The sequence below is a fragment of the Pseudomonas sp. S3_E10 genome, assembly GCF_054667615.1.
Genome location: NZ_CP162743.1, coordinates 604,528 through 618,000, shown reverse-complemented (window position 1 = coordinate 618,000; position 13,473 = coordinate 604,528). Strand labels below are relative to the sequence as shown.

The window sequence follows — 13,473 nt, the reverse complement described above, 5'->3', positions numbered from 1 at the left end:
CATGAACACAGCCGCCCCACGCGCCGATCTGGAACAACGCCTGCGCCGTTTTGAAACCCAGGACAGCGCCCGCGCCTGCATGAACCGCTACATGGTGTTGTGTGATGCCCTCGACGCCCACACCCCGCTCGATGAGCTGGCCGGCCTGTTCACCCGGGACGCGGTGTGGGAGGGCAAGGGCGCCAGGTACGCCAAGAGTTTTGGTGGCTACCGTGGGCGCGAGGCCATTGCGGCAATGTTCGCCGGCTACATGAAAACGCCGGCACACTTTGCCCTCAACGTGCACTTCCTCACCAGTGAGCTGATCGAGGTGCGCGACGATGCGGTCATCGGCAGTTGGGTGATGTTGCAGACGTCGACCTTCGCCAGCGGTGCCTCCCATCTCAATGCGGCGCGCCTGACGGTGCGCTTCGCCGAGGAAGATGGGCACTGGCGCATGGCGCATTTCCAGACCGAAAACCTGTTCGGCCGCCCGGTGCAGGCATGGAACAGCGACGCCGAGCTACCGGTGCCCTCAAGCGCTGACGCATAACCCCGTACCCCAAAACAACGCAGACCCCCTGTGGGAGCGGGCTTGCTCGCGAAGGCGGTGTATCAGTCGACTCATGTTGACGTGATACACCGCCTTCGGGAGAAAGCCCGCCCCCATATTTTTGTGTAAAAAATAAATAATTTTTCGCGGGTTTCAGGTTTTATACGAGGTGGTTTTGTGTGTTTTTTATTGATTAAAAACAAATAGATATAGTTGTTTGTTCCAGTAATTCCCGCTTTTAATTGCGTGATTAGTGGTGTTGTTTAGCGTGATAAATCAATTGACAATTCACGTATTAAGGACCAGATTCACCGCCAACGGCACCCACAAAAACAAAGGTAATCACTATGCCGATCCATCCCGCTCGTTGCGCGTCTCGCCCCATCTCGACCCTGATTTCCTGCCCAGCCCAATACCGTTCCTGACAACGGAGTAAATGTATGCATTCGCTAAAAAAACCAGCGGTGGGTGCGGTGAGTCCGCTTGCCAGTGGCCCCGCTTTCGAAGCGTTGCTCGTCGATGTGCGTGAACGGGCCCGTACCGGTGAATTCGACCGCCAGCGCCATATCTCGCCGGATGTGATCGAAGCCTTCAAGCAGCACGGTGTCTACCGGGCGCTGGTGCCCAAGCGCTTTGGGGGCCTGGAGTGTTCGCCGGCCGAGTTCTGCCAACTGATCGAGCGTATTGCCCAGGCTGATGGATCTGCTGGCTGGGTCGCCAGTTTCGGCATGAGCCCGGTCTACCTCGCGGCACTGCCGCCCGCCAGCATTGCCCAGGTGTATGCCGACGGCCCTGACGTGGTGTTCGCCGGCGGCATCTTCCCGCCGCAACCGGCTGAAACGGTCGCGGGCGGCTTTGTGGTCAATGGCCGTTGGAAGTACTCCAGCGGCTCCCTGGGCGCGGACATCGTCGGTGTCGGCATCGCCCCGAAAAGTGGCGATACCTTCGGCCTACCGCGCATTGCGGTGATGCCGCGCAGCGCGATTCGCGTCGAGCAGACCTGGGACACCGTCGGCCTGCTCGGCACCGGCAGCCATGATCTGGTCGCCGACAACGTGCGGGTCGACGAGCAATGGACGTTCGTGCGCGGTGGCCTGCCGAATCTGGACGAGGCGTTTTTCCGCTACCCATCGCTGTCATTCGCCACCCAGGTGCTCTCGGTGGTCGGCCTGGGTGTGGCGCGTGCGGCACTCGATGCGCTGGCGGACATGGCCAGCGGTCGCGTGTCGGTCACCGGCGCCCCGGCGATTGCCGATCGGCCACTGGCCCAGGTCGACATTGCCCGCGCCGAAGCCGAACTGCGCGCCGCGCGTGCGTTTTTCTACGAATCCATCGACCGCGCCTGGGACTACGTGCTGGCCGGCGACGCGGTCCCCGTGGCCGCGACCAACCTGTTGCGGCTGTCGTCGACCCATGCCACCCGCGTCGCCGCTGACGTGGCGCGTACCGCGCAAATGCTCTCGGGCATGAGCGGTGTGTACAACGACAGCCCGCTGGCGCGCTGCGTCAACGATGCCCAAGTGGTCACCCAGCACGCCTTCATGGGCGACATCACCTATCAGAACGCCGGAGCCATGTTCTTCGGCAAACAGCCTCTGCCTGGCTACCTCTAACCATCGAGAACAAAAAAATGAGCGATAAAAAGACCTTGCGCGTGCTGTTCTGCATGGGCATCAACCAGAACTTTTTCGACGCCCCGCGCGATGAGCAATTGCAGGTGTGGGCAGCGTTCAGCGCCATGTGGAACGGTATCCACGACCTCGCCGGGGTCAAGGTGCTGGGCAACATGGATGACGACCAGAGCATGGTCGGGCCGTCCGATGGCTTCCCCTGGACCACCTACCTGCTGGCCGACGTGCCGGACATCGAGACCGTGCATGCCGCGTGCAACCTGTTTCGCAGCACGCCGGTGGGCGATGGCCCTTACAAGCTGTGGCGCTACACCAAGGTTGAAGCCCGGGTTGGGCGCGAGCTGATCATCCAGCGTACTTGATGCCGACGAGGACACTTCCATGAGCAAGTTGATTCCCGCTGTAAACCTCGCCGTAGACCCCGCCGACCTGGTGCAGGCCGACCGCGTCCACACCTCGATGTACACCGACGCGCAACTGTTCGACGCCGAGCTTGAGAAGATTTTCTACAGCACCTGGATCTGGGTCGCCCACGACAGCGAGATACCCGACAACGGCAGCTACAAGACCACCTACGTCGGCAAGCAGCCGGTGATTGTGGTGCGTGATCGCAAGAAAGACGTACACGTGCTGCTCAATCGCTGTCGCCACCGTGGCGCCACGGTGTGCGAACACAAGAAGGGCAAGACCAACAGCTTCGTCTGCCCCTACCACGGTTGGGGCTACGCACTGGATGGATCGCTGCGCGGCGTTCCGCACCCGGAAAGCTACGGCGACTGCATCGACAAGGCCGAGCTGCCGCTGGTCAGCCTGCGCACCGAAAGCTATGCCGGCATGATTTTCGCCACGTTCAAGGACGATATCGAGCCGCTGGAAGACTATCTTGGCGCGGCGAAAAAATGGATGGACCTGTTCATGAAACAGGGCGCCGGCTACGGCATCAAGGTGCCGGGCGAACACCGCTTCCGCTTCCCCGGCAACTGGAAGATCCAACTGGAAAACACCACCGACGCCTACCACTTCCCGCTGGTACACAAGAGCTTTTTGTCATCGGTGGACGAACAGACCATGGCGCTGTTCGACTTCGTCAAAGGCCCCGGCTACGTCGAAGACCTGGGCAACGGCCACAGCGTGATGGTGATGATTCCCGACCTGATCGACCTCGAGGCCGACCTGGACAAACCGATCCCCGAGCGTTTCGAAGGGCTGGCGGCCGAGCTGCGCGACGAAGGCATCGACGAGCAACAAGTCCGCCGGATCGTGCGTGCGGTCGGTGGTACTGGCTTCAACCTCAACCTGTTTCCCAACGTCGCCTGTTCGATGGCGTTCTTTCGTGTACTGCAACCGATCTCGGTGACCGAGACCGAAATCCACCACGCGGTGATCACCATGGACGGCGGCCCGGCCGTGGCCAACCGTTACCGCCTGCGCCTGCACGAGCACTTCCAGGGCCCGATGGGCTTCGGCACTCCCGACGACTCCGAAGCCTGGGAACGGGTTCAAAAAGGCGCCGGCGCCGGTGAAGACCTGTGGATCATGCTCAATCGCGGCCTGCCCGGCGAGCAGGCCAGTGAGGACGGGCGAGTGTCCGACGTGAGTGCCGAGACCGGCATGCGCGCCGGGTACCAGCAGTGGAAGAAGATGATGTCGGCCTGACCTGTGGAGAACCTTATGAACCTGCAATTACTGCAAGAAGTCACCGCTTTCATCTGGCAGGAAGGCGACATGCTCGACCACGGTGAATACGACGGCTGGTTGAAGATGTGGACCGAAAAGGGCACCTACATCATTCCGATCAACCCGAAGGAAACCGACTTCGAGAACAGCCTTAACTACGCCTACGACGACCACGCCATGCGTGAGCTGCGGGTGCAGCGCCTGACCGGCGGCGAGTCGATCTCCACCAGCCCGCAACCGCGCACGGTGCGCCTGCAATCGCGGTTCCGCGTGCTGGCCGACGACGGCAACCAGGTCAGCGTGCGCTGTGCGCAGAACGTGCGCGAGTTTCGCAAGGAAAGCCTGAAATTCTACAGCGCCGACCTGACCTACGACCTGATCCGCAGCGACAGCGGTTTCAAGATCCACCGCAAGGTGGTCAGCCTGATTAACAGTGACGATGCCCTCGCCGGTATCGGCTACATCCTCTGAGGCGCGCCGATATGAACCAGATTGCGTTGGTGACGGGCGCGGGGCAGGGCCTGGGGCAGCATTTCTGTGCCAGCCTGCTGCGGGCCGGGTACTCGGTGGTAATCAGCGATCTCAACCTTGAGGCCGCACAAGCCTGCGCCAGGCAGTTGGACCCCGGCGCAGAGCGCACGCTTGCGTTGCAACTGGACGCCGGCAGCAAGGCCGATTTCGAAGCGGCCCTGGACCAGGTGCTGGTGCGCTTCGGCACGCTGCACGTGGTGGTCAATAACGCCGCGGTGACCAAGACCACGCCGTTGCTGCAGATCAGCCCCGAGGAGTTCGACGCCGTGGTGGGCCTGAACCTGCGCAGCGTGTTCCTCGGCTGCCAGGTGTTGGGCGCGTACATGGCCGAGGCCGGCTACGGACGCATCATCAACATGGCGTCCCTGGCCGGGCAGAACGGCGGTACCGCGACCGGCGCGCATTACGCCGCGAGCAAGGGCGGCATCGTCACGTTGACCAAGATCTTCGCCAAGGAATTTGCCGCGCGCGGGGTGACCGTGAACGCGATCGCTCCGGGGCCGATCGAGTCGGCGGCGGTGCGCGCGGCGATCCCGCCCGAACGCCTGCCGGGCCTGCTGGCCAATATTCCGGTGCAGCGTCTTGGCGATGCGGATTTTCTGGGTGACCTGATTGTGCAGTTGGCACGGCCCGAAGCCTATTTCACCACCGGGGCCACCTGGGACGTGAATGGCGGCCTGTTCATGCGCTGACTGATAACGGCCGCCACGGCGGCCTTTGCGAACTCCATGGAATAACGGCCATGACTGAACAACTGTTGGACGTAGTCGTGCGCAAGCGCGAGCTGCAAGGGGACGGCGTTGTCGTCCTGGACCTGACCCGTCGTGACGGCGCGCCGCTGCCGCTGTTCGATGCCGGTGCGCATGTCGACATCCATATCGGCCCGGGGCTGGTGCGCCAGTATTCGCTGTGCAGCGACCCCGCCGACCCGAGCCTGTATCGCCTGGGCGTGCTCAAAGACCCGGCCTCGCGCGGCGGTTCGGTGGGGGTGCACGACACCCTGTTCGAAGGCCGCGAAGTGCAGATCAGCACACCGCGCAACCTGTTCCCGCTGGCGGCGCAGGCGCGGCGTTCGCTGCTGCTGGGCGGCGGCATAGGCATCACGCCGATGATCGCCATGGCCTACGCCCTGCACGCGGCCGGCAAGTCATTCGAACTGCATTACTGCGGGCGTGAGCGCGGCCGCAGTGCCTTTCTCGCAGAGCTGGCCGGCGCGCCGTTTGCTGCGCAGGTGTTCACTCACTTCGATGATGAAGGCGCCGAACAGAAGCTCGACCTGGCCAAGGTGCTGGGCCGTGGCGAGGCCGGCGTGCACCTGTACACCTGCGGCCCCGCCGGTTTCATGGACTGGGTGATCCAGGGCGCGCGCGACCGGGGCTACACCGAGGCGCACATCCACAGGGAGTATTTCCAGGTGGACGTGGACAGCTCGGGCGGCAGTTTCGAAGTGGTGGCCGCCCGCAGTGGCAAGACCGTACAGGTGGCGCAAGGGCAGAGCATTCTCGCCGCGCTGGCGCAGGTCGGCATCAAGATCGAGATTTCCTGCGAGCAGGGCGTGTGCGGTACCTGCCTGTGCGATGTGCTTGAAGGCGAGCCGGACCATCGGGACGTGTACCTCACGGACGAGGAGAAGGCCGGGAATGATCAAATTCTAGTGTGCTGTTCACGCGCCAAATCCAAAAAACTCGTGCTGGATATCTAAGGGGAACGACCATGGTAGACGTAGGCAGCTTTCGCAATGCAATGGCCATGCTGGGCGGTGCCGTGTCGGTGATCACCACCGACGGCGTGGCGGGTCGGTTCGGCTTTACCGCCTCGGCGGTGTGCAGCGTGACCGATTCACCGCCCACGCTGTTGGTGTGCATGAACCGTTCCTCGCATTCCAACGAGCATTTCAAGCGTAACGGTTCGGTGTGCGTGAACACCTTGTGTGGTGATCATCAGCACCTGTCCGGCGCGTTTGCCGACCGCACGCTGACAATGGATGAACGGTTTGCCGTCACCGAGTGGACCACGCTGGAAAGCGGCGCGCCGGTGATGCTCCAAGCGCTGGTGAATTTCGACTGCCGTATCGTGCAGGTACACGAGGTGGGGTCTCACAGTATTTTTTACTGCCAGATCCAGACCATTCGCCAGAGCGGCGCCGACGAGGGGCTGGTGTATTTCAACCGTGCCTACCACCGTCTGGGCCACGCGTCGAAGGCCTGCTGACGGCATTGTTCGAAGGCTGAAAGTTGTGAGTGTCGGTAAAATATTTTATTGACTAAAGAATAATGCCTGGTTAATGATTGCGGCGCATCTGCTCAAACGCAGAGTCATTTCCAGGGTTATGCCATGGGTCAGAAAATCACGCCGTCACTCGCCAGCCTGTATGCCCAGGCTGCGCAATCCTTAGCCGAGCCTCGCTTGGCACCATTACTGATGCAGGGCTTCCCGGCAGAGCCGAATCAGCGGGTAACGTGGGGCAACTGGATGCGCTCGCCCTACAGCCAATGGGGGTTTCGCAACCTGGCGCGCCTGCGCCCCACCATTGATGTGCAGGCCGGCGCGGCGCCTGCCGGTCCACTCAAGGACGCGCCCACGGCACTGGATGCGTTGTACTTCGACAGTGAATGCGGGTTGAGCATCCGTGTCATCGATCATTTGCTGGCCAGCCAGACCGACGCTTTCTTGGTGATGCAGGGCGACACGGTGTTGTTCGAGCGTTACTTCAATGGCCAGCGCGCAGGTGACCGGCACATCATGTTCTCGGTGACCAAGTCGCTGATCGGTACCCTGGGTGAGCAACTGGTCACCCAGGGCGCGCTCAAGCCCCACTTGCCTGCCGCGTACTACGTGCCTGAATTGGCGGGCAGCGCGTTTGGCGATGCCACGGTGCGTCAGCTGTTTGATATGGCGGTGGGCATCGACTACAGCGAGGTGTATGACGATCCCGCTTCAGAGAGCTCGCAATACGGCTATGCCTGCGGCTTCCAACCGGCACCGGCGCAATACACGCGGTACGAGTCCTTGTATCAGTACCTGCCGTCGTTGCAAAAGCGCGGCGCTCATGGGGGCTTTTTCCATTACGTGACCGCGACCACCGAGGCCTTGGCCTGGGTCATGGAGCGCGCTTCGGGCCAGGCGTGCAGCCAGATGCTGGAACAGATCTGGGAGCGCCTGGGTTGCGAGCGCGACGGCTATTTCATGGCCGACCCGTGGGGGCGCAATGTCGCCGGGGCGGGGTTCAGCGCGACCTTGAGAGACATGGCGCGTTTCGGCCGTCTGCTGGCCAATGACGGGCGTCATGAAGGGGTTGAGCTGCTCTCGCCACACACCGTGGCACGTATCGCCGCCGGGGCCGATCCGGCGATCTACGCGCAAAATACCGAGTTCTCCCGCTGGACGCCGGGTGCGTCCTATCGAAGCCAGTGGTACGTATTCAACGACCACAGCCAGGCCTTGATGGCCGGTGGGATCCACGGCCAATACCTGTTCATCGACAAACCGTCCGGCGTGGTGATCGTCAAGCAATCCTCGCTGACCGAGGCGGTCAGCCCGTTCGATGGCGACAGCGTGCGCATGCTGCGCAGCATCGCCGCCCACCTGAGCCACTGATACACGCCAAACAATAAGAGTCTTGCGTTCTATTCACCTGGCTTGGCCAGGTGTTGGCGGCGCGCTGCGTCGCCATTGACTGCCCTGTAACAACAATAATTCCACAGGAGCTTCTTATGGTTTTCACCCAGCGTTTCTCTCGAGCGCTCTTAGCGTTCGGCTTACCCTTGACCACCCATGTCGCGTGGGCGGGCTACACCTTTGAGGACGGTAACCTCAAGGGTGAAGTCAATCTCACGGCGGGCGGCGCGACGTTGTCTACCCGTGGCGTCAACTTCGGCAGTGGCCGTGTCGATGGGCGCAACGGCAAAAATGGCGGCACCCGGATCAACTGGCAAGAGTTCTACGTAAAGCCGGGGGTGAAGCTCGAGTATGCGTTGCAACCCGATTTCAGCCTGCTGGCCGGCGGTTCCCTGGTGGCGGCCACCACCTTCGGCGACGGCGATGCAGGCGGCTTCACCCGCAGCTCCGACGGCAAGGTCGCCGCCGAAGAACTCTATGCAGGCGTGCGCGCCGGCGAATGGACCTTCACCGCCGGGCGCCAGAACTACATGATCGGTACGGGGTTCATCGTCATGGATGGCAACCTCGACCAGTTCAAGGACGCCGCCTACTGGCTGGGCCCGCGCACGGCCTTCGAGGATTCGGCGATCCTGGCCTGGACCCACGGCGCGCTGAAGTCGCAGGTGTTCACCTTGCGCACCGATGATGACCTGGGCGATTTCCGCATGACCGGCGTCAACCTCGATTACAACCTCGCTGACCAGGTTACGCTGGGCGCCATGGCCATGAAGGTCAACGCCCTGGGGCCCAAAGGCAGCACGCTGCCGCGTCGTCGCGACGGGATGCAGGTGTACAACCTGCGGGCGCTCAATGCCAAGGTGCCCGGTGTTCAGGCATTGACGTTGAATGCCGAATACGCCCTTGAGCGCGGCAGCGGCGAGGGTGTCGATTACGCTGCCAACGCCTGGTACGGCCAGGCCGACTATGCCTTCAACACGTTGCCGCTGACGCCGGTGATCGGCTATCGCTACGCGAGTTTTTCCGGTGACGACAACCTGGCCGATAACCGCCAGAAAGCCTGGGACCCGCTGAGCAAAGGCTTCGTCGATTGGAGCACGTGGCTGGTCGGTGACGTGGTCGGCAACTACTTGCTGTTCAACAGCAACGAAAATGTCCAGCAGTTCTCGCTCAAGACCCACCTCAACGAAACCCTGACCCTCGGCGCGATTCACTACCAGTTCTGGCTGGATGAAAAAAACTACATGGGCGCGGCGGTCAGTGACCGGCGCTTTGCCGACGAGAGCGTGATATTCCTCGACTGGACGCCCACGCCGTCGTTCTATACGTCGCTGTCGTATAACTGGGTCAAGCCACTGGCCGCTGCCAGGCAGGTATTCGGCAACGACCAGAAGTTCAGTGCGTTGGAGCTGTATTTCACCTATCGCTATTAAGTGCTGCGAGCCATCGCGGCCGCGCTGGAGTGTTTTCATCATGAATGGTTTTTTGCGTAACACCTTGCTGGGCACGCTTGCTTCGCTGTTGATCAGCGGTTTTTGCCTGGCCGAAGAACGAACCGTGCGCATCTACAACTGGATCGAATACCTGCCGCCTGACGTACTCAAGAGCTTCCAGGAAGAAACCGGTATTCGCCCGATTTATGACGTGTTCGACAGTGCCGAAACCATGGAGTCCAAGCTGCTGACGGGCAACTCGGGATATGACGTGGTGTTCCCTGGCACCGCCAACCTGGGGCACTTGATCAAGGCCGGTGCCGTGCAACCGCTGGACCGCCGGCAGTTGCCGAACTGGCAGCATCTGGACCCGCAGTTCATGCAATCCCTGGAGGTGGTGGGCGACACCGGCAATCGTTATGCCGCGCCCTACCTGTGGGGCACCACGCTGATCGGCTACAACGTCGACAAAGTGCGCAAGGCGTTGGGGCCGGACGTGCAGATGAACAGCTGGGACATCATTTTCAAGGAAGAAAACCTCGCCAAGCTCGCCAGTTGCGGCGTGGGCTTTCTCGATGCCGGTAATGAAATCCTGCCGATTGCCCTGCACTACAAAGGCCTGGACCCCAACAGCCAGAAACGTGAGGACTACCCCCAGGCCCAGGCCTTGATGATGAAGATCCGGCCCTACGTGACCTACTTCAACTCGTCGCGCTACGGCATGGACCTGGCCAATGGCGATATCTGTATCGGCGTGGGCTGGTCCGGCGGTGTGGCCCTGGCCACGCGCTTGGCCGATGCCGCCGGCAAGGGCGTCAAGGTCGCGATGGCGCTGCCCAAGGAAGGCGCGCCGATGTGGTCGGACGTGATGATGATCCCGGCCAATGCGCCCGACACTGCCGAGGCCCACGTGTTCATCAATTACATCCTGCGCCCGGACGTGATTGCGCGCATCAGCAACCAGATCGGCTACCCCAACCCGAACAAGGACGCCACCGCGTTGGTGGATGCCGGCATTCGCAACAATCCCAACATGTACGTGCCGCAAGAGGCCCGCAAGACCCTGTTCGCCCTGGAGCCGGTGCCCTCCGCGGTGGAGCGCATCCGCAACCGTACCTGGACCGCCATCAAGACCAACCGCTGAGCAGCGCGGCTGACGGGGTGGGTCGCGGATTCATCCATGTAGGAGGGGGGCTGTGGTGGTCAGGGACGGCCGAGCAGGTGGCTTATGGCGTACCTGCACCGCTGAGCCCCCAGAAACAGCACAAGTTAAATGTGGGAGGGGGGCTTGCTCCCGATAGCAATGGGTCAGTCAGTACATGGGTCACTGACCTACCGCTACCGGTATCAGGCCTGCATGCCATAAAACAGCAACTCGGTGATGCGCCTGACCTGCAAGGAGTGCGCCTCGATATCCGGCTGTTCCTGGTTGACCAGCCTGAACAGTTGCAGGTGTGAGTAGTCGTTCAACAGGAACGCGGCCAGTTCCACATCCAGTTGCGGGCGCAGTTTGCCGGCTTGCTGCAGTTCCCGGAGCAATTGGCTGATTTCGGCCCTGAGCGCATCGTTCATGGCCCTGTAGCCTGCGGGCAATTCATTGCTGCCACCGAACAGGATCAGCGGCAGCAGTTCGCGCCAGAGGCTGGGGTGCATGACCTCCAAGGCGTAACCGGTCAACAGCCGCTCCAAATGGCACATCGCATCGACCGGGTCCTGGATGTCCTGGATCAGGCTGCGGGTGTCGCTGATGGCGCGCTGGTCGGCGTTGTGCAGGATTTCGAGGATGATTTCCTGCTTGTTGCCGAAGTACTTGAACACCGTGGGCGGCGACACGCCGGCCTGGCTGGCGATCTGTTCGATGGTGGTGTTCTGGAAACCCTGGCGCTCGAACAGTTCGATGGCTGCCTGGCTGATGGCTTGCCGTCGTTCGGCTTTCTGACGTTCACGCAGTCCGCTCACGGGAGGTCCTTGTCACGAGGAAAAAGAGGGCGCTGGTCGCCCGTTACCCCAGCAAAATACTTAAATGGGTAAAGCTTTTAAAGCACTGATTGCCGGGCAGCGCGCTTGCCTGCGCAAACTCAGCGGGTTTGGCGCTGATGTTTCTTCAAACGGTAGGCAAATTGGGCGCGGCTCAGCCCCACCAGCCGGGCGGCGGCGGCCAGGTTGCCGGCGTTGCGTTGCAGGGCTTCGTTGATCAGGCGAGATTCAAGGCCTTCGATGGAAAACCCCTGGTCCAGTTGGCCAAGGGTGTCCAGCAGTGCGGGGCACGCAACCGGGCCGCTGTTCGACAGGCTGCCGTGATCGTCCAGGCTGTACGCAGCGGCGGGCAGGGCTTCGTTGCGAAACAGGTGCACCAAGTCGATGGCTTGGCCCTCATCGCTGGCGATCAAGCCGCGCTCGATCAGGTTTTGCAGTTCGCGCACATTGCCCGCGAAGTCGTAGCGCAGCAGGACTTTCAGGGCGCGCATGGTCAAGCCTGCGGGCGTGCGTGCATATTCCTGGCAGAACCGTGTGAGGAACGCATTAATCAACAGGGGGATGTCATCCCGGCGTTCGCGCAGTGGCGGCAGGGCGATGGGGTAGACATTCAACCGGTAGAACAGGTCTTCGCGAAACGTGCCGTCCGCCACCGCTTTACGCAGATCAATATTGGTGGCGGCCACCACCCGCACGTCTACCTTGATGCCGCGCACGCCGCCGACGCGTTCGATCTCGCGTTCCTGCAAGGCCCGCAGCAGTTTGCTTTGCCCGGCCAGGCTGAGGCTGGTGATTTCATCCAGGAACAACGTACCGCCCTGGGCGCGCTCGAAACGCCCGGGACGCGAATGCGTGGCGCCGGTATACGCGCCGCGCTCCACACCGAAGAGCTCGGCCTCGATCAGGTTGTCGGGGATGGCCGCGCAATTGAGGGCCACGAATGGGTTGTCGCGGCGGGCGCTGAGTTGGTGCAACTGGCGCGCAAACATCTCCTTGCCCACGCCGGACTCACCGCTGATCAGTACCGTCGCCGGGGTCAGCGCGACACGTTGCAGGGCTTGGGTCGCGGCGTTGAAGGCGGCGCTGGCGCCAATCAGCGGTGGGGGCGCATCAAGCCTGCTGCCCTCATTGAGCGGTGGGGTGGGCGTGGTAACGGCGGGGCTGGTGATGGGTTGGGATACATTCAGGTAGCGCAGGTCCTGTTCCACGTCGCCCCATTGTTCGGCCGTCTTGCCGATCACCCGGCAACTGCTGTGGCCCATGCCACGGCATTGCACTTCGCGAAAAATCACCATTTGCCCGAAGAGGCCGCTGACGAAACCGATGGCATAGCCTGTTTCCGTCCAGCACACCGGGTCCTGGCCGATGCCATAGGCGCTGACATGTTCGTCGGCCTCGCACGAGTGGTGCCACAGAAACTCGCCTTCATAGAACCCCGAGTCAGCGTCGAATTTGAAGTGCAGCGGCTCTACCTTGGTCATGCCTTCCAGGGTATGCAGGTGCGTGCCGGCGCGAAACACCGCAGCGGCATCGGCCTGGGGCCAGCGTTCACGGATCAGGCGCGCATCGCGCAAGCCCGAGGCGTAACCGGTGCGTGTGAACAGGCCGCGCGCCTGCTCCAGCCCGAGTCTTTCGATGACCTCCCCGCGCAGGGTGCCGAAGGCGGAACTGTGCAGCAGCAGCATGCGTTGGTCGTTGAGCCAGATGCGTCCGTCTTCGGGCGAAAAAAACAGGCAGTCGGTCAGTTCCGCCGGCGTCGGCGAACTGTTGTCGCTGAGTTGGCGGCTGTCGCCACGCGGATGATAGGGCGCAGTGGCCGTCGGATGTTCAGGCACAGCGCCGTGGGGATTAGTCATTGTTATGCCCCTGCAAAGCGAATGATCGATATGAGTAACCGCTGAGATAGTTATTAAACATAACCTTATCAATTGAACAAGTGGCAAGGCTGCGGTTTTTCTCGGCGCTGGGCGCGGCGTGCCTGGGTAGTGTGCGGCAGGCCCCGGCCTAGAGCCTTCGCCGGCGGATGCTCCGGCCGGCGCGTGCAAACGGCACAGCCTTTGCTCAAGGCTTGAGG

Annotated in this window: 13 protein-coding genes; 11 read left to right on the top strand and 2 right to left on the bottom strand. The window is 62.0% G+C overall.

Translation table 11 applies throughout. The annotated features are described in order from the left end of the window. The first annotated feature begins 1 nt into the window (after position 1). The 11 genes from AB4N98_RS02495 to AB4N98_RS02445 all read left to right on the top strand — a co-directional run bounded on the left by AB4N98_RS02495 (position 2) and on the right by AB4N98_RS02445 (position 10,566). On the top strand, positions 2-532 hold the full coding sequence (locus AB4N98_RS02495) for a nuclear transport factor 2 family protein (RefSeq protein WP_017528256.1): 531 nt from the start codon (positions 2-4) through the stop codon (positions 530-532). Between the two features lie 440 nt (positions 533-972). Continuing rightward, positions 973-2,145, top strand: a complete 1,173-nt coding sequence (gene iacA, locus AB4N98_RS02490; protein ID WP_017528257.1) for an indole-3-acetate monooxygenase — start codon at positions 973-975, stop codon at positions 2,143-2,145. Between the two features lie 17 nt (positions 2,146-2,162). Further along, positions 2,163-2,525: a hypothetical protein gene (locus tag AB4N98_RS02485; protein ID WP_017528258.1), complete on the top strand. Its 363-nt coding sequence runs from the start codon at positions 2,163-2,165 to the stop codon at positions 2,523-2,525. Between the two features lie 19 nt (positions 2,526-2,544). Further along, entirely contained in the window at positions 2,545-3,819 is a 1,275-nt protein-coding gene (locus tag AB4N98_RS02480) for an aromatic ring-hydroxylating oxygenase subunit alpha (protein ID WP_017528259.1), read from the top strand. Positions 3,820-3,834: 15 nt separating this feature from the next. Then, complete coding sequence (locus AB4N98_RS02475) at positions 3,835-4,311, top strand: aromatic-ring-hydroxylating dioxygenase subunit beta (RefSeq protein WP_017528260.1); 477 nt, start codon at positions 3,835-3,837, stop codon at positions 4,309-4,311. An 11-nt stretch (positions 4,312-4,322) separates the two neighbouring features. Then, complete coding sequence (locus tag AB4N98_RS02470; RefSeq protein ID WP_017528261.1) at positions 4,323-5,063, top strand: SDR family NAD(P)-dependent oxidoreductase; 741 nt, start codon at positions 4,323-4,325, stop codon at positions 5,061-5,063. A 50-nt stretch (positions 5,064-5,113) separates the two neighbouring features. Beyond that, positions 5,114-6,073: a PDR/VanB family oxidoreductase gene (locus AB4N98_RS02465; RefSeq protein WP_017528262.1), complete on the top strand. Its 960-nt coding sequence runs from the start codon at positions 5,114-5,116 to the stop codon at positions 6,071-6,073. Between the two features lie 11 nt (positions 6,074-6,084). Further along, positions 6,085-6,582 carry a flavin reductase gene (locus AB4N98_RS02460; RefSeq protein WP_017528263.1) on the top strand — a complete coding sequence of 166 codons (498 nt, stop codon included), beginning with the start codon at positions 6,085-6,087 and terminating at the stop codon, positions 6,580-6,582. Between the two features lie 123 nt (positions 6,583-6,705). Continuing rightward, entirely contained in the window at positions 6,706-7,968 is a 1,263-nt protein-coding gene (locus AB4N98_RS02455; protein ID WP_065878574.1) for a serine hydrolase domain-containing protein, read from the top strand. Between the two features lie 116 nt (positions 7,969-8,084). Next, positions 8,085-9,422, top strand: a complete 1,338-nt coding sequence (locus AB4N98_RS02450) for an alginate export family protein (RefSeq protein ID WP_116079600.1) — start codon at positions 8,085-8,087, stop codon at positions 9,420-9,422. 40 nt (positions 9,423-9,462) lie between these two features. After that, positions 9,463-10,566: a polyamine ABC transporter substrate-binding protein gene (locus AB4N98_RS02445; protein ID WP_017528266.1), complete on the top strand. Its 1,104-nt coding sequence runs from the start codon at positions 9,463-9,465 to the stop codon at positions 10,564-10,566. A gap of 203 nt (positions 10,567-10,769) precedes the next feature. Here the strand turns inward: AB4N98_RS02445 and AB4N98_RS02440 are convergent, their stop codons facing one another. Both AB4N98_RS02440 and AB4N98_RS02435 read right to left on the bottom strand, forming a co-directional pair. Further along, positions 10,770-11,381, bottom strand: a complete 612-nt coding sequence (locus tag AB4N98_RS02440) for a TetR/AcrR family transcriptional regulator (RefSeq protein ID WP_017528267.1) — start codon at positions 11,379-11,381, stop codon at positions 10,770-10,772. 119 nt (positions 11,382-11,500) lie between these two features. Beyond that, positions 11,501-13,255, bottom strand: a complete 1,755-nt coding sequence (locus AB4N98_RS02435; RefSeq protein WP_065878570.1) for a sigma-54-dependent Fis family transcriptional regulator — start codon at positions 13,253-13,255, stop codon at positions 11,501-11,503. Positions 13,256-13,473: the final 218 nt, after the last annotated feature.

What these genes read in the sequence shown, in the direction of transcription:
- AB4N98_RS02495 (WP_017528256.1), top strand. Translation starts at nt 2, where the DNA reads ATGAACACAGCCGCCCCACGCGCCGATCTGGAACAACGCCTGCGCCGT.
- AB4N98_RS02460 (WP_017528263.1), top strand. Translation starts at nt 6,085, where the DNA reads ATGGTAGACGTAGGCAGCTTTCGCAATGCAATGGCCATGCTGGGCGGT.
- AB4N98_RS02450 (WP_116079600.1), top strand. Translation starts at nt 8,085, where the DNA reads ATGGTTTTCACCCAGCGTTTCTCTCGAGCGCTCTTAGCGTTCGGCTTA.
- AB4N98_RS02465 (WP_017528262.1), top strand. Translation starts at nt 5,114, where the DNA reads ATGACTGAACAACTGTTGGACGTAGTCGTGCGCAAGCGCGAGCTGCAA.
- AB4N98_RS02470 (WP_017528261.1), top strand. Translation starts at nt 4,323, where the DNA reads ATGAACCAGATTGCGTTGGTGACGGGCGCGGGGCAGGGCCTGGGGCAG.
- iacA (WP_017528257.1), top strand. Translation starts at nt 973, where the DNA reads ATGCATTCGCTAAAAAAACCAGCGGTGGGTGCGGTGAGTCCGCTTGCC.
- AB4N98_RS02480 (WP_017528259.1), top strand. Translation starts at nt 2,545, where the DNA reads ATGAGCAAGTTGATTCCCGCTGTAAACCTCGCCGTAGACCCCGCCGAC.
- AB4N98_RS02485 (WP_017528258.1), top strand. Translation starts at nt 2,163, where the DNA reads ATGAGCGATAAAAAGACCTTGCGCGTGCTGTTCTGCATGGGCATCAAC.
- AB4N98_RS02445 (WP_017528266.1), top strand. Translation starts at nt 9,463, where the DNA reads ATGAATGGTTTTTTGCGTAACACCTTGCTGGGCACGCTTGCTTCGCTG.
- AB4N98_RS02475 (WP_017528260.1), top strand. Translation starts at nt 3,835, where the DNA reads ATGAACCTGCAATTACTGCAAGAAGTCACCGCTTTCATCTGGCAGGAA.
- AB4N98_RS02435 (WP_065878570.1), bottom strand. Translation starts at nt 13,255, where the DNA reads ATGACTAATCCCCACGGCGCTGTGCCTGAACATCCGACGGCCACTGCG.
- AB4N98_RS02455 (WP_065878574.1), top strand. Translation starts at nt 6,706, where the DNA reads ATGGGTCAGAAAATCACGCCGTCACTCGCCAGCCTGTATGCCCAGGCT.